The sequence below is a fragment of the Streptosporangium sp. NPDC002544 genome (genome assembly GCF_040295965.1).
Lineage (GTDB): Bacteria > Actinomycetota > Actinomycetes > Streptosporangiales > Streptosporangiaceae > Streptosporangium.
Genome location: NZ_JBEOWJ010000013.1, coordinates 1 through 17829, shown reverse-complemented (window position 1 = coordinate 17829; position 17829 = coordinate 1). Strand labels below are relative to the sequence as shown.

Sequence of the window (17829 nt, the reverse complement as noted above, 5' to 3'; positions counted from 1 at the left end):
TCAGGTGCCTGGCTTCGACGTGGAGTCGTGGCCGATCCCGGGCGGTCACGGTGGTTTCGAGGAGGGGGCGCGATGACGAACACGTTGGCGATTGTGCGGGTCGGTGACTGCGACGTGCGGGTCCGCCTGCCCGAGAATGTCGGCGGCCGGCGGGCCGCTGTCGCGTCGCTGGACACGTTCGGCGTGCACAAACAGGATGCGGAGGCGCGGCTGCCGATCCTGGCGCGGCTGGCCGGAGAGGTCGCCCACCCCGAAGACCAGCAGCTGTTCACCGAGGTCGCGTCGACCGGCGGGCAGTCCAACACCGCTCACGCCGCGGACGTGCTCACGGTTTTCCTCGACGACTATGTCCGGGACGTCGTGGGCAGGCCGGATGGTTCCCGCGGCCGGTTGCGGGCCTGCCTGGAGAGGTCGCGTCGTGGGCGTAGACGCGGCCCCGCATAGGATCACGACACGTGTGTTCCCCAGGCCGCTCCGGCTGAGGCGGGGGCGGTCTTCTGGCTGGCTGCCGGCCAGGGGCATGTTGACGGTGAAAGCGAACGCGTCGGTGCTGCTTATATCGAAGATCCGCCCGGCAGGTCACGCCGGTGGCACGGTTGTTAACGCTCCTCAATCCCGCATGATCTAGACATCGTCCCGGTGCTCTGACCGGCTGCTGCCGGTCGGCTGCATCAGGGCCGAAGGCGCCTGCTGATTTCGGTGCCCCGCCTATCAATCGCGGCTCCCCGGTGGTCGCCGTAGAGTGGGCCGGTCTGCAAGGCTGTTCCTTACGAATGGGTCGAAACTCATGGATAACGAGTTGACGTTAATGGCCGTTCACGCCCATCCCGACGATGAGGTGCTCGGCACGGGCGGTGTCTTCGCCAAGTACGCAGACGAGGGCATCCGTACCGTCCTGGTCACCTGCACGAACGGCGAGCAGGGCGACGCGCCTGGCGGGGCGAAGCCCGGGGAGCCCGGCCATGACGAGGCGGCGGTGAGCGTGCTGCGGCTGGAGGAGCTCCGCGCCTCGGCGGCCCACCTTGGGATCTCCCACCTGGAGTTGCTCGGCTACCGAGACTCGGGCATGGTCGGCTGGGCCGGGAACGAGGCCGAGGACGCCTTCGCCAACGTGCCGTTCGAGCAGGCCGTGGGCCGGCTCGTCGCGCTGATGGAGCGCTACCGCCCGCAGGTCGTCGTCACCTATGACGAGAACGGCGGCTACGGCCATCCCGACCACATCCAGGCTCACCGGATCGCGGTCGCCGCGACCGAGGCCAGCGGGATTCCCGGCAAGCTCTACTACACGGCGGTGCCCCGCGAGCGGATCGCCGAGATGTTCGCCTATCTCCGCTCGACCGGTGCCGCCCCCGAGGACCTGGAACTTCCCGACGACTTCGGCGTCCCCGAGGAGCAGATCACCACCGTGGTCGACGTGGCGGACCAGGTGGAGCGCAAGCGCAAGGCGCTGGAGGCGCACGCGAGCCAGGGCGAGAACATCTTCCTGCTGCGCATGCCCGCCGAGGCCCAGCACCGGGCGTTCGCGCAGGAGTCCTTCATTCGCCGGCTCAACCGCGTCCCGGCCGCAGCCGACCGTGAGGACGATCTCTTCGACGGTCTCCGTTAGCGCGCCGGCCGGAAACGTTCACCCGGTCGAGTGACCCTCGATCTCCAGCCGCGGGCTCGGCCGGAGCGACTGTCGCGGAACCGGCGAGGATTCGAGGTCTCCGCCAGCCACGCTCCGGTACCGAAGTCGAGAAAAGCCTGGTTCGCCACTGGTCATCACCTTTACGATCTTTTCGCTGGTGAGCAACCGTGGAAACCCAGGGGAGTAAACGGTTATGCGGGATCGACGGCTCCTCGTGCTGGCCGCCTCGGCGGTCGCGATCGTCGCCTTCGGCGTGTACGGGGTGATGGCGGCACCGGGGGCCGTGGTGGCCTCGCCGTCGCCGCGGTCCACGCCCACCGAGGAGCCGCGACCCGACCCGAAGCTGACCCTGTCCGATCCGGCACCGGTCACACCGACCCCGGTCACACCGAACCCACAGGACGGTCCCGCGCAGGCCGGGGCGAGATACCTCACCGCCTGGCAGGCCGGTGATCTCGCCGCCATGGTGGACCTGGTCGCCGACCCCCCGGCCGACTTCGCCGACCGGCACCGCAGGTTCGACGCCGACCTGCGGGCCTCGTTGTCCTCTCTCACCCCCGGCGAGCTGCACCGCGAAAGCGAGGCGGCCGAGTTGTCCTTCACCGGGGTGAGGGAGGTCGCGGGGCTGGGCCGCTGGCCGTTCACCTCGGTCCTGCGCCTGGTGATGCGGGCGGACACCTGGAAGGTGCTCTGGAGTCCGGAGACGATGCACCCGGCGCTCAAGGACGGCGGACGCCTGGTGCTGAAGGAGACGGAGGTCCGGCGCCCGGCCACGCTGACCCGTGAGGGGGTGCCGTTCCCCCGCGACAGCAGGGCGGGCGACTACTTCACCGGGCTGGGCGACACGGTCCTCGATGTGAAGCTGGAGGAGGAGAGCTCCGGCCGGGTGCTGCTGGCCTCCCCGCCCCGGCCGCCCTCGGGGAGGAAGACCACGATCTCCCAGCCGGTCCAGGCCGCCGCCGCCCGCGCCCTGGACGGTGTCGGGCAGCCCGCCGCGATCGTGGCGGTGGACGTCAAGACGGGCCAGGTGCGCGCGGTGGCGGACGGGCTGGGCCGCATGGAGGCGTTCAACGGCCTCTACCCGCCGGGCTCGACGTTCAAGGTGGTGACCGCGGCCGCGCTGCTGCACAACGGCATGACTCCGGAGTCGCAGGTGGCCTGCCCGGCGGGCTACACGATTCCGAACGGCCGGAGTTTCACCGACTCCGACGGTGTCGACCACGGCACCGTGAGCCTCACCACGGCCTTCGCGCTCTCCTGCAACACCACCTTCGCCCAGCAGGCGTACGAGCGGCTGCGCGACGACCGGCTGCGTGCCGAGGCGGCGGACCGGTTCGGGTTCCGGGAGAAGCCGGGGCTGAGCTCCTGCCGGATCCAGCCGTACGAGAGCGCGGACCAGCTGGGTTCCGACGCCATCGGCCAGAACTCGGTGCAGGCCAGCCCGCTCTGCATGGCCGAGGTCGCCGCCGCGGTCGCGAGCGGCGTGTGGAGACCCGCGATCACGACTGCCGAGCCCCCCGCGGACTCGCCGCCGCCGGTGCCGCTGGGCGATGAGGTGGCCTCGGGCCTGCGGACGATGATGGGCGCCGTGGTCAGCCGGGGTACGGCCGCCGGGGCGGGCCTCCCGCCGGACACCGCCGGCAAGACCGGTACCGCCGAGGTCGAGAACGGAGAGGACCACGCCTGGTTCATCGGCTACCGGGGCTCCCTGGCCTTCGCGGTGTTCGTCCGGCACGGCGGAGCCGGGGGCGCGATCGCGGCGCCGATCGCCGCGAGGTTCCTGAACGCCCTTTGACGACAGAGGCGGCAACCGGCCATGGGCGGAGAACGGGCTAACGTACGGAGGGTGTATGTGAAGATCTGCGGGCTGCGTGAGCCCGGACATGTGGCGGCCGCCGTCGAGGCGGGCGCCGACGCCATCGGATTCGTTCTCACCAGGAGCTCGCGGCGGGTCACCCCGGCGCGGGCGCGCGAGCTGGCCTCGGCGGTCCCCCCGCACGTGCTGACCGTGGCGGTGTTCGCCGGCGAGCCCACCGAGGAGGTCAGGGCGGCCACCCTGGAATCAGGGGTACGCGCCGTCCAGCTGCACGGCGAGCACCCGCACGCGGACTTCACCGCGCTGAAGGACCTCGGCGTCACGCTGGTCCGCGCCGGGGCCGCGAGCACCGACCTGCGCTGCGGCGCCTTCGACGAGGATCTGCTCATCGTGGACGCGCCCAGGCCGGGCTCGGGGGAGCCGTGGGACTGGGCGGCCGTGCGCGGGCGCCCGGAGGGCCGCTGGCTGCTGGCGGGGGGCCTGACCCCGTCGAACGTGGCCGAGGCGATCACCGCGGCCCGACCCTGGGGAGTCGACGTGTCGAGCGGCGTGGAGGTCGCGCCCGGGGTCAAGGACTCCGGGCTCATCAGGGATTTCATCACCGCCGCCCGCGCGGGGTAGAGCCGCCGTCATTCTTGTTGGTCGTTCAGGTTGCCCGTTATAACGACTCGTCCACGCGTGCCACTCTTTCCGCAGGATCGGGAGGGCGACCAGGAGGCAGTGGTCGTGCTGCACGTCACCGTGGAGAAGGGGCCGGTCACCCGGCACCACCGAGGAAATGAGATGCCGGCGGTCGGAGGCGATTGCTACCGTCGGCATCATGCCCAGTCCGGAACCCAGGAGCAACCGGTCGGTCACCTGGCGTCGCCTCACCGAGCAGGACTTCCCGCTGCTGCGCGAGTGGCTGCAGCAGCCGCACGTGGCCCGCTGGTGGCACCACGAGACCTCTCCTGAGGCGGTGGCCCGCGACTTCGGCCCCGCCGCCAGGGGAGAGGAGCCGTCCGAAGACCTGCTGGTCTTTCTCGACGGACGGCCGCTCGGCCTGGTCCAGCGGTCGAGGTACGCAGACTACCCCGAGTACATCGCCGAGCTGGCAGCCATCGTCGCCGTCCCCGAGGGGGCGATGAGCATCGACTACCTGATCGGCGATCCGGCGCAGGTCGGACGCGGCCTCGGGACGCTGATGATCCGGACGGTCATCGAGCGGACCTGGGCGGAGTTCCCGGCCGCCTCCTGCGTCCTGGTCCCGGTGTCGGCGGCCAACCGCGCGTCCTGGCGGGCGCTGGAGAAGGCCGGGCTGCGCCGGGTGGCCGAGGGTGAGCTGGAACCGGACAACCCGATCGACGACCGTGCCCACTACGTCTACCGGATCGACCGCTAGACCCCGGACTCGGGCGTGGGTGACCCGCACCCCTCCCAGTTCCCTCGTGTCCTCCACACGCGCATGAGATCAACCGGTGAGCTCGCTCCGCTTTGACGGACACCGGCGGTCAGGTGCGTCATGCCGACGCAGCCGATGACGGGGGCGTAGCAGCCGCAGATCAGCATGCGGCCACCGTCGGCGAGTTGCCGGGGAACGCCGTCGGCGAAGCCCGCCGGCACCACGGCAATCACGGTCGGGGTCGTGGTGTGGTAGGTCGATCCGTATCCGATGGGCGTGCCCGGCGGCACGCACGCCAGGTGTTCGACGTAGGACGTCACAGACAGCACCGGCCGCAAGGACAGCGCGGAAGCCTCTCTGACGTACCCGCCCGGCCAGGCCGGCGGCCAGGGGATCCATGTCGGCGTGCTTGTCGTCCTTGCCGCCGGTGATCAGGACCACCGCTCGGCCGGGGAACGCGTCGAGGGCGTGCAGGGTCGACCACGGGTTCGTCGCCTTGGAATCGTTGTAGTAGTCGACCAGGGTGGTCGTGGTCGTTTTCCCGTTCGTGCCGGTGATGGCGATGATCGGGGCCGGGCACAGGGCGTGAGCGAGTTCGATCTCGCTCCACACGGGGATGCCGCGCGAGTGGGCCCCGGTGAGGACCGGCAGGTCGCGCGGTACCCCGGGACTACGGATGATCAGCGTGTAGTCGGCGCACTCGGGCGGCTCGCCGCCGAGGTGGTAGGAGATCGGGTACTGGGTGAGCCGCAGCAGTGCCGGGTGGAGCTGGGCGGCTCGACGCGTATCGGTGACCGTGACCTGGGATCCGCGGGAAGCACAGATGGCCGCCGCGGATTCACCGCTGATCCCTAAGCCGATGATCAGAATCCGCGCATGGTTAAGGAACACAGGACGTCCCAAGGGGGAGAGGCCGGGAGGAAACCAGCAGGCGAAAAAAGGGGGGTGCCAGCGGCCCGGCGAGGGGTGGGGCCGGGGCGGCGGCCCGTTCGTTACAGGGCCGCCGCGGGCACGAGGTGAGGGGGTCGCTTCCGCGTCGAGCGGGCGCGAGCGTTAGGAGGCTGACAGGTCCGCGGTCAGTTTCCGCACGGTCTCCATGTCGTTGAAGTGGATGGTCATCGCGCCGATGACCTGGTACGTCTCGGCGCCCTTGCCCGCGATCAGCACGGTGTCATCGGGTTCGGCGACGGTCAGCGCCCGCCGGATCGCCGCCTCGCGGTCGAGGATCCGCTCGACTTCGGTATCGGTCTGCGCGACGCCGGCGATGAGCTGGTCGGCGATGGCCTCGGGGTCCTCGCCGCGCGGGTTGTCGTTGGTGACCACTACGAGATCAGAGTGTTTGCCGGCGATCTCACCCATGGGGGAACGCTTGGTTGTGTCGCGGTCTCCGCCGGCGCCGAGGACGGTGATGATGCGGCGGCGGGCGAATCCTCTGATCGTCGTCAGCACCTTCTCCAGGGAGTCGGGCGAGTGGGCATAGTCCACGATCACCGAGACGTCGCTGGGGGTTTGGAAGGTTTCGAACCGGCCCGGGATCGGGGGCAGCGACGCCAGCGCGTCGAGGACCGCGTGCACGTCGTGGCCGAGCAGGTGGCAGGTCGCCACGGTGGCCAGGGCGTTGTGTACGGCGAACCGGCCCGGGATCGGCACCGTCGCGGGCAGGTAGCGGCCGTCGTGGTGCAGGGCGAACCGCGTGCCGGCGGGCCCGATCACCAGGTCGGTTGCCCGGAAATCCGCTTCGTTGTCGATGCCGAACGTGGTGGTCGTTGTTGGCATCAACGCGGCGATGTCCGCGCTGACCGGGTCATCGGCGTTCGCTACCGCCCAGTAGCACATCTGGTCGAACAGCCGCAGTTTCGCGGCCTTGTACTCCTCCATGCTGCCGTGGTTGTCGAGGTGATCAGGCGTGAGGTTGGTGAACACGCCGACGTCGATGTCAGCGCAGTCGACGCGGTTAAGCGTCAGCGCCATGGACGACGCCTCCATGATCACTGTGCCTGCGCCGCGATCCCGCATAAGCCGCAGGATGTGCTGCAGGTCCACTGACTCCGGAGTGGTGGGCGTCGTCCGGTCAACCTTGATCGTCTCGTGGCCGACGCGGTACCCGTCGGTGCCGATGACCCCGGCCCGCACCTTCAGGCCGGTGCGGAGAACCTCCTCGATCATGTAGGACACCGACGTCTTGCCGTTCGTGCCGGTGACGGCCACGACGGCGAGTTCACGCGCAGGTTCACCGAAGTACCTGGAGGCTACAACGGGGACCGCTGCACGGGTGTCTGCCACCCGCACCACACACACGTGCGGCGGCACGTTGTCGTCGATCGGGCGGTCGACCAGCACCGCCACGGCGCCGCGCGCCACGGCGTCGGCTATGAACCGGTGACCGTCGGCGCGGGAGCCCCGCATGGCGATGTACATCGATCCGGGGGTCATCCGCCGTGAGTCATAGGCGATACCGGCCCGGACGTCGGTCGCCGTGGGATCACCTTGGATCACGCGGTGGTCGTGGTCGGCGAGGAGGTCGCTCAGTTTCACCGGTGGCGCCCTCCTTTCTGCGTCAGCCTGTCGGGCAGGAAAGGCAATGCCCAGGTAACGCGCTGGTGGGCTTACGGTCGCTCATCGCAGGCTCGTGATGAAGAGAGTTAGCGTTGCCGAGCGGTTGCCTTGTGTTGCTTCCTACCCCGGCGCTATTCCCGGCACCCGTATACGGCACCACACTTGGGGGCCGGCCCTTGACCAGAGGGGACGACGCATCTGTGAACACCGTGGAGTGTCACTCGCTGCCCACGCTGCTTACCCGCAAGCGCTGGACGGCGGAAGATTTCTTACGGCGGGTCGCTGAACGTCACCGCGCTCGGGGAGAGGGCGCGCTAGCCGCCCGCAAAGAAAAGCTCTCGCGGTGGATCGCGGGGACAGTGCCGTGGATGACTGCTCAGCTGGCGATGGCCGAGCTGCTCGACGTCGACCCGCACGAGGTGCATCAACGCGGTTGGCCGGACTGGCTGTTGTTGGCCTTTTGCGACGACCGCACGGTTTTGGAATCCCCATGGACGCCAGTGGGTACCGTCAAAGTTGAACCGCGCCGGGGAACATCAGTTTCTTCAAGGTGGAGCCACCGCGATGGACCGCATCTTTGACGATGATCCAGAAGCTTAGTCACTCAGAGGATCGTGAAGGCCGCTCCCGGAGGTCGGGAGCGGCCTTCTACCTTGTGTTTCGCGGCACCTCTGGCTGGAATCGAACCAGCGGCCTCCTGCTCCGCAAGCAGTCAAAACACCTTTGTGTTCAGCACCGTCGTGGGGGCCCACCTGCGAGAGCGGTCTGTGAAGGACCGTGAGAGTCCGCCGTCGTTCGCCATGGTTGTCACGCGCTTAGTCACGCAGAGCTGGCCACTCTCGGCCGGAGTGCATCCATCATTCGATGAGGCGGCGCAAGGAACGGAACCCCTCATGGGCCGGGGATTATGAGTCCCGCTCACCGCAACCGGCGATCATGCTCTCTACCTGGGCAAACGATGCTGAAGCCTCGCGATTGCACAGAACTTCAGCACACATTCGACATAGCGTTGCTCCACCGGGGCTATCCGGTGCGTTGCGCAGGAAGTGATGTCCCGTCGGAGCGGCCTGTGGATACCTGCACGCCGCGCCGCGGCGGAATCACCGGCGAGGAGCCGAGCGTGTCAAGTGCCTCATTGCCGTCCGCCGGGCCGGTCGGCTCGCCGACGCCCCCTGACCCGGTGATCAAAAAGAGACCTCGGGGCGTGAAGATTACGCGGTGCCTTTTCGGTTTGGGGAGGATCGAGAGAAAGGACAGTTCAGATGAGGCGATGGGCTGCCACGATGGCTGTCACATTGACCGTGTCCGCCATGGTCACCGGACTCGGCACCACCGCGGACGCTCAGACGGCGCCGACCGGCCCGGCCGACGCGCTCAGGCGTCAGCTCGTCGAGAACCGGGGCGTGACCATGTCAGAGGTCACCACCTGGTGGAGACGCGGGGAGAGAAACAGTTATCGGGAGAAGACCTTCGCCGATTTCGATGGGGGCACGGTGGCGGCCACTGACGTCAGAGACGTCAACGACCCCGATGATCCTCGCTCTCCCTATCGATACCTCACGTTCAAGGGCCAGACGTATGGCCAGGGCGGGCACTGGATCGTTCCTGAGGGAAAGACCTGGGTCCTCATCTTCGAGGACGAGAAGACTCGTCCCTTCCTGGAGTCCGCCGGGATCGATCTCGCCGATCCGGCCGCGCTGAAAGCGGTGCTGGCCACAGCCAAGGTCAAGCGCCCAGGAGGCGTCTACGACGGCACTCGCACCACGATCCACCAGGGGACGCTCACTTTCGCTGAGCTCTACAAGGTGTCTCCTGCGTTCCGCGATCAACACGACGGGAAGCCCACCGGGAAGTACGCAAAGATCAAACTCTCCTGGCGGCTCTGGCTCGGCGAGGACCATCTGGTGCGTAGAGTCCGGACCTCCTGGACCGAATGGGTCGACAAGGTCAACGGCGTCGACATCTCGGATTTCCATGTCGTCGACGCCCGCCTGACCGGCTGGGGCGCCGAGACCGACATTGCGCTCCCTTCCGCTGACGAGACGGCGGGGCCAGACGACTGGAGGAACCCCCCAGAGAAGCGCTCCGTCTCCTGAACCTCTCCGCCGATCGGTGAACGTCATTCCCTTCGGCCGCCACCGCTGGACGCGCCTTCTACCTGCACAAACGCTCCCATCAGCTCGCGATCTCACGGGACTTCAGCACGTATTCGGCACAGCCAAGCCTGAGGGTCCTCTGGGAGGTGCTCTGTGGAGTTCCCCGCCCTTCTCACACACTCTTTTGCATCACCTCCATGCAGGAGGGCATCGGATTAGAAGTGGAACGCTGCTTCTTGGCTTGGCGGCACGTTGACCTGCTGGTAAATCAGGTGACCTTCATTGGAGAGGAGAGGTCGATCCGTACATGTTCCGGATCTTGAAAAGCGCTTTTCGCGAGATCAACGGCAGGTGGCCTCCGTTCAAGGTCGGCGGAAGTACAGGCCGATGTCGGTCCACCTCATCACGAACCACCATTTGATGCTCTGTAGTCTCTGTCGCCTGCTCAACCAAGCCGGTAGACGGGGATGCGGGACGAAGATCCACACATCGGCGACGATGCTGCCCGCGTGTTCGCGAACCACAGGGTTCAGGTCGTGCAGAAGCGGCCGGAGAGTCTCCAGCGTCATGTCATCGATCTCACCGGTACGGCGGACCATGTGTGACACGGCGGTCAACCCCTGGCAGCGAAGCTGTTGTTCGCCGGAGGCGATGGCTCTGCGAGCCCGGGGAGCGATGACCTCGGCGTCGTCATGACACAGGGACAAGCCGATCACGGCCACCCCGACCAGGGGATCGCCTCGATCAAAGGCGGCGTCGACCTGGTCGGCACACCCAGCCGGGTCATGCTGAATGCTTCCCCAATCCACCCGGTCTCCCAATTATGCGATCTTCGCCCGCATCCATTCGTTTGAAGGCACTGTCCAGATGCAGCCGCACGGTTGGAGCGACCGGTTTTCCGGCACCAAGAGGGTTCGTCGTCCTCTGCGCTCGATCATCTCATTAGGGGCCAACTCCATCTGAGCACCCATGATCGCGAGTCTGCATCCCTTACGTCTCCGGAGTTCAAGCGTCTCACCCGGATGCCAATCTCCCGAACGCCAGTGACCGGTGATCCTGACGTTCGCCCCCAGCTCCGTGTCCATCCGCATCGCCCGAAAGTGAAACGGCCCACCTTGCCTGCGGGAGGTGACGCGGTACCACTCTCCGCATACCCGCTAGTCGGGCCGTGGTGGAGCATGAACTGTTCGGTCTACCTCGCGCTGGGCCACGTCCACACCGTAGGTATGCAAACCGGGCAGGTCGCGCCTGTCTGGTAGCGAGCCGTACCGAGGGATGAAGCGCGCATCGTCGACCGCCCTAAACCGCGTACGGAGACCAGCCGACATCGGGCGATTGTAAGGGCGACACAAATCGCCGACGGTTTTACAGCGGATCAAGGTTCAACCGAGCAACATCCTCCGAGCTGCGCGTACGGTTCCCGCCTCTTACCCGACACCTAAGATCATCCCGCACATATCCCGGATCTTGGTTTTGGCTGAGACCCGAAGAGCCGAAGCGCATCCAGAGGCGGTGCACAAGAGGCTGGCGCATGCCCGAGGGTGCCGTGTACGTTGGCCGGCCGACCAAGTGGGACAACCCGTTCCGATGGAGCGACTACCGGCCCATCGTCCATGACTGGGAGGGTGAGCCGGTCTTCCGATCTGTGGCTGTCCGCCGCCGACACGCAGTCACCGACTTTCCGGACCGCAGTCGCGTATGGCGCCGGTTTACCCGGCTACCCAAGCAAAGACGAGATCCGGCGCGATCCCGATGGCAAGGGCCTGGCCTGCTGGTGTCCGCTCCCCGAGCCGGGAGAGATCGACTGGTGCCATGCACGAGTCCTGCTGGAGATCGCGAACGGAGACGACGACGCCCGACCCCATCCCGGCAGCAGCCGCACAAGCCGCAGTCCAGGCGCTCGCAATCACCCGGCTGTCACGCGCCAGGAGCCCGGTATGCCACCTCCATCCGCGTGGCATCGTCGATCTCCTCTGGCGTCAGCAGGACAGCCGTCTTCGTTCGTACCGCCCCAGAGGCCGATATTGTGAGACCCAGAGCGGCCGAAGCCGCATTGCTCGGCAGGTCGACGATCACATACGTGTCTGTCTCGCCGAACGCGAAATACATCTGCTCGACCCGCCCGCCGACGCTTTCCGCCATGCGCTCCACCGCTTGCCGGCGTCCGGTGCCGCCATCTTGCAACACTCCTTTGAGGCCATCTGCGGTGTAGGTCGCCTGAATCAGGTACTTGGGCATGGTCGAGTCCCCCTTCTCGTGCCGCCACCCTGCGCTGGGGCGGCCATTGCGGTCACGAGGTTGAAGTTCTCGACTTAGGGTGACGGTAATCCCACCCGCTGTACTGGTTTTCCCCTGTCGCAGCCTTACGCTGCGAAGCTCGCAGCGCACCCTGCTCAATCAGCAGAGTCGGCCGTCTTCACGAAGCCGGTCAGGCGATTTAGTCTCTGGGCGTGGTCGAAAAGCGCGACAAGCGAAGGAACATTCCAGCCCGCCATACAGGCGGCGCTCTGGGCGCTTAGTAACGGACGATGCTATGCCCCGGATTGCCCCTTTCCAGTGATTTTCGAAGTCAGGCCTGGCGTTTACAAGAAGAACGCCCAGATCGCTCACATCTACGGTGTGCAACCTGGATCCGCACGTCATCGCCCCTGCCGTACTCCCGAAGAGGAGCAGGAAAGGGACTCCTTTCGCAATCTAATACTTCTATGCCTGGCGCATCATGCGGAGGTTGATGACAAGAAGACAGGCGCGGATCTCTACCCGCCCGAGCTCCTGTTTGAATGGAAACGCAAGCATGAAGGAGAGCACGGCAAACACCTTGCTCTCATCAGGAACCCTATGACCGACGACCTGATCGAAGCCTTGCTAGTAGAGGCATTCGAGCCGCCCGTAACTCGCCTTGAGCGCATCGCTGAGCAGCTGGAACGGACGGGTAGCCTTAATATAGATGCCTTGCAGGAGTTGAGGCAGATCATCTCAGTGATGAACGATGCCCCAGTAGGGGTCGACAATCTCACAGCGAGTCGCCTCGCCTATGCAGCGGAAGTGTTCGACGGAAACAACCTCAGCAGAACTGCGGCCTCCTTATCGTACGCAGCAGAGACGCTCCCAGGCGTCCTACGCTCCCTTGATGACAAGCTCCGGAGGCTTGGTGGCATGATGTAGGCAAGAAGCTGAGTCGGCTCGTCCACCCCCCACATATGGGCGTTTTGCCTGCTCTTGGCACCGTGGCGTATGTCCACTTCGAGGGATGACAGGTCAAAGCCAGGTAGACAGCGCTCGAGATATCTTCCGGCAGTGCCTGCAGCGGTTTTACAGCCCGTGACCGTTCCCGGCGATCTATGGTCCCCGATCTGCGGTAACGCTTCTCCCTGCATCAGCGACGGTCTTGATCATTGCACACATATTGCACGCGTACCTCGCGCTCACATGGTGACCCGACGCCCGAACGGATCTTGATGCGTCCACCGAACGGGGTCAACTCCATCAGGTAGTGCAACCCGTCCTTCTCGGTGCAATAAAAATGCCCCGCAGGCTGGTAGCTTGCGGGGCATTGCCACGTGTCTAGTTCCGTCCCCCTCCAATCGCTCTCGCCCACTTCGTAAGCTGGTCAACGAACGTAAGCACCGTTCTACGTCTGTCCTCGGCCAGGAAGGGCAGCAGCGCCCAGGTCGGAGCAGACAATAGAACGATGCAGAGCAAGGGCAGGACTAGCAGGGCTGCGACTAGAAGCCGCAACCACACGGGTTGAGCGAGCATGCCATCCAATCCCAACACGGAAGGTTCGGCCCATGTGGGCCGCGGACGACTGAGGCCACGAGGGGCAAAGCGATCAATTCAGGGCTCGGGTCGCAGACACACCCAACGATCCTGGGTTAGTTCCGTGTTGGTTTGGATCGATCAGCAGTTGGGTTGACCTGGGTTGACTACCAAGGTGATTGATACGCCTTGAGTCCGGGATGGGTGTCCCATACCTCAGCAGGAACAGCGTACATCTACCCGGCTTGGGCATATGGGGCTTTTGGAATTCCCGAGAACGGACGACCGATTGCCACCTTGGAGTCCAAATTACGGCAACATAGGATTGTGGCACATACCGGAAACAATCAATTGAACCTCGCCGGGCCGTAAGCCTTGGTCAGGCATCGCTTCTAAAGCTGAGCGAAGATTGCGGGATTTAACACACGAGGACCATCGCCAGCCCTGGCGGTTTTCAAGAGGGCTGCGTCCAGAAGGATGACAGAGGTCCTGGCCAGGGAAGAAGCATTTTCCTAGCCTTCGACCACGAAAGATCATCCCGCGCATATCCCACAAGCACGCTTCTTGATCCGTAGGTCGCCAAACGATCTATACGGAAATCCGAACCGTTCGCCTGACAGACCGTCGATGGCGCGAGCACTTGGTTTCCTCCGGCTCGGTTCGCGATCGTCCGCTCAGGTGGCTTCCATGGTGGCTTCCAGCAGGATGATCACTCCCCTAGCATCGGAAAACGTTCCTCAACCGCCTTGAGCGCATCTACCAGTGCCGGGATATCCGTCTGATCCAAGCCTCCGATCTCGAAGCGCAAGGTGTTCCAGCTACCTGGGTCATCAGCCACACTGCCTGAGATCGAGAGAGAACCCGTTGAGTGACACTCGACAGCGAGTTCCACCCAATGCTGGATCGATGAAAGAAGAGCGCGGCCTTTGATCTCGGCATAGACCTGATCCAAGCCCTTGCGGAACTCTCGGAGCTCTCTCATATGAAGCCCTGAAGCGATCTCAGCAGTGAACCCTCCGACCCGCACTTGGATCGGCGCGATAAGCCAGTTCCCATCCTAGAAGTCAGTGCAGCCAGGGAATGCCCGGCCGTGAACGCGAGTCAGTAGGTGGTCGAAATCAGTTCCCCGGCCGATGATGATCTCGGCATGATCCATGCGCCCATTGTCCATCAGGAGATCAAGCCTTCTCCCTTCACCACCAGTTTGGAAGATCTCGGCATGCAATCCTCTGAGCTGCTGCGGGCCATGTCAGGGGCGGTTTTTCCTTGCCCGTGAGTCCCGTGATTCCCCCTTGTTTACCCTCCTGACGGGCACGCGAGGGGTATGGGGAGCCTTAGCGCCCTCGTCGTGCTCAGGCGACAGGTTCGGCTCTTTCGAACACCGGCTCGGCCTCCTGGCTCCTCAGCCATGCCTTCCATTGACTTACTTTGGGCTTGGGCGCCTCAGGGTGATCCAACAACCACAGGAGATACCGGGCCCGTAAGCGGAAACCCTCATCAGGATCATCAGCGATCTCAAGCAGAAGGCGACGCAACTGCAAGCCGCCGACCGCCCTGGCCAGTACGGCATACCCCGCATCCTCGCAACGGTGTTCACGTCGTACGGCACGACAAATCAAGTCGACCAGCTGATCGATCACCTCGGTCGACAGATACGGCAGAGCCCTGGCCAGGGTATCCAGCGCATTGTGTTTCAACCCCCAGCTCCTAGCGGAAAGCATCCACTCATCCGGATACCGGTTTTCCCAATCCAGATAGAGCAGGACATACTTGAGCCCAGCCCAAGCGGCGTAGGACTCAGCGGGATGGAATCCCCCTAAAGCATCTAGCAGCGTTCCTCGCCCCTTAGCGAGGTATAGGACTACTGCCTGATTAGCGGCCGAAAACCATTCATCTCGCTCGGTCTCGGTGTAGGTGTACGGCGCCACCCTATAGAGATCTTGAACAACCCCTACCAGGCCGCGCGCCTGCTCACGCCGAACGGGATCCTCCGAGATCAACTCGAACGTCCATCCCAAGCACCGATCCCACTCCTCAGCGGACTCCATGATCCTATTATCCGAGCCGTGGGCAGGTTCGCCCACTTCTCCCTCGGCCTGGTCTTCCTGCGCACCTGGCTCCACGACCTCCGTCGCCATCGGTCACCGCGCTGTGCGAGCAAGACCCAGCCTGACATTGAGATCCGTAGGTCCCCTGAACCCGTGCCGGGTTTAGTGGAGCCTCTGGTGTGCTCTGGCGCGCTTCACTACCCAAACCGCATTAGCAGCTCTGATCCTGCCTGTTCGGATCAGTTCCACCTGGACCAACAGAGCTCGGCGGACCGCCTGGAACGGTCATGCACGACGCTGGATTGCAACTAGAGCTGCAACTAGAACTAGGACGAGAACAACCTTGCGGCCGGGCCCCGCTCGGCCCTACTACGGTTGAACAGCAATCTGATCACATCCCGTGGCCGCCGCGTCGGCTCCACTTAGCGTGCGCATATGCGGCGCATGTGCAGAATCATACTAATAGTCATCGGGATCATGAGCATTACGAGTTGCACGCCTCCCATAGCCGGAGCGACCGGAGTCAGCGTCGATGCCGAGGGGCACCCGATCATCGTCTTGGCATGGTGTGGCCAATCGGCCCCTGAGGGTGTAGACGTCTCTCACTACGAGGACACCTCTGGGCCGTTGGACACCTGGCCCGGCCCTTCGTCGGCCGCAACGGTCATGGACGACGTGGACTTCATCGCACCGTCTCTAGACGGGCAGAGCGCATCCGTCCGGCTGGAAGCCCCCAATGACGGCTGGACGGTAGAACCGAAACCGTTCGAGCTGCGCCCGGGGGTGCTCTACAACGCGTTTGGTTACCAAGGACGAGGCTACGACCAGGTAAACACCAACGGAGTCAGCTTCTCCGCCGACAGTGTGGCAACGCTGAAGCCAGGGTCAGTGCTGGTCCAGCGGTACGACGAGAGCTCGTCGGGCGATTGGGTGGACGTCGTGATCACACGCGAAGAATTCGACCGCCAGGGCCAAGATCCGACTAACTGCCAGTGATACGTCTGGGGACTATCGACACGCCCTGCCAGGGCACCTCATCTACCTGTAGGAACCCGACTATCCGAATGTATTGCTCTGTCAGCTTGGGTGCTCCGCCAAGATCACGCGGGTCACGCGGGCAGACACGATTCCTGCTGATCGGCGATGTTCGCTTGGGCAACACAGAGAGATCCACGCAATCCGGTGGGCCGAGGTTGAGGAACGAAGCCCTGGACCTTCGATCGCCCCCAACCGCCGCACGCCATCAGCCACTTACTGGCGATCGTGACACAGAACTGTGTGATTGACATCCTGCTTGCAAATCGGTCTGATCTTGGGTTGTACGGGTCCTGAGCTGGGCGGTGGGCTCCCCGCGAGTGACCGTGACTGCCCCCTGTTGACCGCCCTTAATGGCCCGCTAATGGCCCGGCGGTCGTCCCGGTTCTTCCTCGCGACGTGGGATCCTCAACGCATGTCCACGATCAAGAACAGTCTTCCCGATCCTCTACCCGAGTTCTCTGACTGCGGTTGCTCGGACATCTACTACTGCTCACGGTCTGGCGAGGTCGAATGCCCCCGGCACAGCGGCTTCGATGTCTGCTGCGACGCGCTTGATCAGCACATCCTGCTCCACGCATGACCACCAGTTTGGAAGATTGCGGCACGCGGCTCCCTGAGCTGCTGCGGTGCAGGTCGGAGACGGTCTTGCCCTGTCCGTGAGTCCCCGTGATTCCCCCTTGTTCCCCGGCCTTACTGGCACGCGAGTGGCACGGCCTGAGAACCCCGTGCGGACGCACACACCCCGCCCGCCTGATCATCCCGGAGCCGGAGTGCCCCCGCCGGAGGCGCCTACTCGTCGAGAAGGTTCGCGAGGAGTGCGCCTTGGCCGGATTGCAAGACATGACCTTGTTCGAGTGGGATCCAGAAGCATTCGAAGCGGGTCGGTTGGCCTGTGCCGTCATGGTCTTCTTGGCTCAGCCACCTCTCTGGCGTCTCTTGGTGGAGTGCGAGGTGGAAGAAGTGCCGCTGTTGGATCTCGGGCCGGTATGGCGTGATGTCATATTGGGCGACACCGAGCTTGCGGACGACGGAGAGCTCGGTGAGGCCCGTTTCCTCGCGCGCCTCCCTGAGGGCAGCGTGTTCCGGATCCTCTCCGGCCTGGATCGTGCCCGCCGGCACCTGTATACCGTCCTCTTCGATGCTGGAGTCGAGGTGACGAAAGACGAGAAGTTGGCCGTCTCGAACGATGTAGCAGACGGCTTTGCTGCGTGTGGTCTTCGTGGGCATGGAGGCTCCGGATTGAGGGGGGGGGGGGGGGAGCGTGATCTTAGCTGCGCGGCCCGCGCGCGTCGCGCGCGAGAACGGCCCCCAGGCCGCACGCGCAGCGTGCGGGCGGGCGCGGGCTGCGCGGCGGCGCGGAGCGCCGCCCTTGATCTCCACAAGAACAATTCGGCAACGCCGCTGCGTCTAATCTCTAAAACTGACGAACATCGTTGACACCTGGGTCTCCGACCACTACGGAGACCGTCTATGTCGACTTCCCCGAACCCCCCACTCGACCGTGAAGC

The 17829-nt window shown here is 64.9% G+C and carries 16 protein-coding genes and 3 pseudogenes; 11 read left to right on the top strand and 8 right to left on the bottom strand.

The window, feature by feature from the left end; genetic code table 11:
• Positions 1–72 precede the first annotated feature (72 nt).
• From ABT061_RS20900 to ABT061_RS20880, 5 genes are all read left to right on the top strand, one after another.
• Positions 73–444 (top strand): hypothetical protein, encoded by a 372-nt coding sequence (locus ABT061_RS20900; protein ID WP_350920123.1) that lies wholly within the window; start codon positions 73–75, stop codon positions 442–444.
• A gap of 364 nt (positions 445–808) precedes the next feature.
• Positions 809–1606: a PIG-L family deacetylase gene (locus ABT061_RS20895; protein ID WP_350920120.1), complete on the top strand. Its 798-nt coding sequence runs from the start codon at positions 809–811 to the stop codon at positions 1604–1606.
• 214 nt (positions 1607–1820) lie between these two features.
• The gene (locus tag ABT061_RS20890) at positions 1821–3422 is read left to right on the top strand and encodes a penicillin-binding transpeptidase domain-containing protein (protein ID WP_350920117.1); all 1602 of its coding nucleotides are present in this window, start codon (positions 1821–1823) and stop codon (positions 3420–3422) included.
• A 51-nt stretch (positions 3423–3473) separates the two neighbouring features.
• A complete protein-coding gene (locus tag ABT061_RS20885; RefSeq protein ID WP_350920114.1) occupies positions 3474–4064 on the top strand; it encodes a phosphoribosylanthranilate isomerase in 591 nt (196 codons plus the stop codon).
• A 199-nt stretch (positions 4065–4263) separates the two neighbouring features.
• Positions 4264–4824: a GNAT family N-acetyltransferase gene (locus tag ABT061_RS20880; protein ID WP_350920111.1), complete on the top strand. Its 561-nt coding sequence runs from the start codon at positions 4264–4266 to the stop codon at positions 4822–4824.
• Here the strand turns inward: ABT061_RS20880 and ABT061_RS20875 are convergent.
• The 3 genes and pseudogenes from ABT061_RS20875 to ABT061_RS20865 all read right to left on the bottom strand — a co-directional run bounded on the left by ABT061_RS20875 (position 4821) and on the right by ABT061_RS20865 (position 7359).
• Positions 4821–5114, bottom strand: coding sequence for an alanine racemase C-terminal domain-containing protein (locus tag ABT061_RS20875; protein WP_350920108.1), 294 nt, complete (start codon positions 5112–5114; stop codon positions 4821–4823). The two genes, ABT061_RS20880 and ABT061_RS20875, sit on opposite strands and share 4 nt — an antisense overlap.
• Before the next feature lie 331 nt (positions 5115–5445).
• A pseudogene (locus tag ABT061_RS20870) lies at positions 5446–5715 on the bottom strand (hypothetical protein); the annotation flags it as partial.
• Between the two features lie 162 nt (positions 5716–5877).
• Complete coding sequence (locus ABT061_RS20865; RefSeq protein ID WP_350920105.1) at positions 5878–7359, bottom strand: UDP-N-acetylmuramoyl-L-alanyl-D-glutamate--2,6-diaminopimelate ligase; 1482 nt, start codon at positions 7357–7359, stop codon at positions 5878–5880.
• Between the two features lie 221 nt (positions 7360–7580).
• Between ABT061_RS20865 and ABT061_RS20860 the strand changes: the two genes are divergently transcribed.
• Positions 7581–7961, top strand: coding sequence for a hypothetical protein (locus ABT061_RS20860; protein ID WP_350920102.1), 381 nt, complete (start codon positions 7581–7583; stop codon positions 7959–7961).
• Between the two features lie 702 nt (positions 7962–8663).
• Complete coding sequence (locus ABT061_RS20855; RefSeq protein ID WP_350920099.1) at positions 8664–9476, top strand: hypothetical protein; 813 nt, start codon at positions 8664–8666, stop codon at positions 9474–9476.
• 362 nt (positions 9477–9838) lie between these two features.
• Here the strand turns inward: ABT061_RS20855 and ABT061_RS20850 are convergent, their stop codons facing one another.
• Positions 9839–10297 carry a hypothetical protein gene (locus tag ABT061_RS20850; protein ID WP_350920096.1) on the bottom strand — a complete coding sequence of 153 codons (459 nt, stop codon included), beginning with the start codon at positions 10295–10297 and terminating at the stop codon, positions 9839–9841.
• Positions 10298–10881: 584 nt separating this feature from the next.
• Between ABT061_RS20850 and ABT061_RS20845 the strand changes: the two are divergent.
• A pseudogene (locus ABT061_RS20845) lies at positions 10882–11136 on the top strand (DUF4326 domain-containing protein); the annotation flags it as partial.
• A gap of 257 nt (positions 11137–11393) precedes the next feature.
• On the opposite strand, the gene ABT061_RS20840 reads toward ABT061_RS20845, so the two are convergent.
• The gene (locus ABT061_RS20840; RefSeq protein WP_350920093.1) at positions 11394–11714 is read right to left on the bottom strand and encodes a GYD domain-containing protein; all 321 of its coding nucleotides are present in this window, start codon (positions 11712–11714) and stop codon (positions 11394–11396) included.
• Between the two features lie 318 nt (positions 11715–12032).
• Here ABT061_RS20840 and ABT061_RS20835 point away from each other — a divergent pair, with 318 nt between their 5' ends.
• Positions 12033–12641: a hypothetical protein gene (locus ABT061_RS20835; RefSeq protein ID WP_350920090.1), complete on the top strand. Its 609-nt coding sequence runs from the start codon at positions 12033–12035 to the stop codon at positions 12639–12641.
• Positions 12642–13944: 1303 nt separating this feature from the next.
• Here the strand turns inward: ABT061_RS20835 and ABT061_RS20830 are convergent.
• A pseudogene (locus ABT061_RS20830) lies at positions 13945–14280 on the bottom strand (WapI family immunity protein); the annotation flags it as partial.
• A 63-nt stretch (positions 14281–14343) separates the two neighbouring features.
• On the opposite strand from ABT061_RS20830, the gene ABT061_RS20825 reads away from it, so the two are divergent.
• Positions 14344–14511 carry a hypothetical protein gene (locus ABT061_RS20825; RefSeq protein WP_350920084.1) on the top strand — a complete coding sequence of 56 codons (168 nt, stop codon included), beginning with the start codon at positions 14344–14346 and terminating at the stop codon, positions 14509–14511.
• A 76-nt stretch (positions 14512–14587) separates the two neighbouring features.
• On the opposite strand, the gene ABT061_RS20820 is transcribed toward ABT061_RS20825, so the two are convergent.
• Entirely contained in the window at positions 14588–15283 is a 696-nt protein-coding gene (locus tag ABT061_RS20820; RefSeq protein WP_350920081.1) for a hypothetical protein, read from the bottom strand.
• Positions 15284–15949: 666 nt separating this feature from the next.
• Between ABT061_RS20820 and ABT061_RS20815 the strand changes: the two genes are divergently transcribed.
• On the top strand, positions 15950–16279 hold the full coding sequence (locus ABT061_RS20815) for a hypothetical protein (RefSeq protein WP_350920078.1): 330 nt from the start codon (positions 15950–15952) through the stop codon (positions 16277–16279).
• Between the two features lie 831 nt (positions 16280–17110).
• On the opposite strand, the gene ABT061_RS20810 is transcribed toward ABT061_RS20815, so the two are convergent.
• Complete coding sequence (locus ABT061_RS20810; RefSeq protein ID WP_350920075.1) at positions 17111–17548, bottom strand: NUDIX hydrolase; 438 nt, start codon at positions 17546–17548, stop codon at positions 17111–17113.
• Positions 17549–17829 lie beyond the last annotated feature (281 nt).

Bases quoted from the DNA above. Each gene is read 5' to 3' on its own strand.
- ABT061_RS20895 (WP_350920120.1), top strand. From the start codon at position 809: ATGGCCGTTCACGCCCATCCCGACGATGAGGTGCTCGGCACGGGCGGT.
- ABT061_RS20810 (WP_350920075.1), bottom strand. From the start codon at position 17,548: ATGCCCACGAAGACCACACGCAGCAAAGCCGTCTGCTACATCGTTCGA.
- ABT061_RS20820 (WP_350920081.1), bottom strand. From the start codon at position 15,283: ATGGAGTCCGCTGAGGAGTGGGATCGGTGCTTGGGATGGACGTTCGAG.
- ABT061_RS20855 (WP_350920099.1), top strand. From the start codon at position 8,664: ATGGCTGTCACATTGACCGTGTCCGCCATGGTCACCGGACTCGGCACC.
- ABT061_RS20880 (WP_350920111.1), top strand. From the start codon at position 4,264: ATGCCCAGTCCGGAACCCAGGAGCAACCGGTCGGTCACCTGGCGTCGC.
- ABT061_RS20900 (WP_350920123.1), top strand. From the start codon at position 73: ATGACGAACACGTTGGCGATTGTGCGGGTCGGTGACTGCGACGTGCGG.
- ABT061_RS20815 (WP_350920078.1), top strand. From the start codon at position 15,950: ATGGACGACGTGGACTTCATCGCACCGTCTCTAGACGGGCAGAGCGCA.
- ABT061_RS20890 (WP_350920117.1), top strand. From the start codon at position 1,821: ATGCGGGATCGACGGCTCCTCGTGCTGGCCGCCTCGGCGGTCGCGATC.
- ABT061_RS20840 (WP_350920093.1), bottom strand. From the start codon at position 11,714: ATGCCCAAGTACCTGATTCAGGCGACCTACACCGCAGATGGCCTCAAA.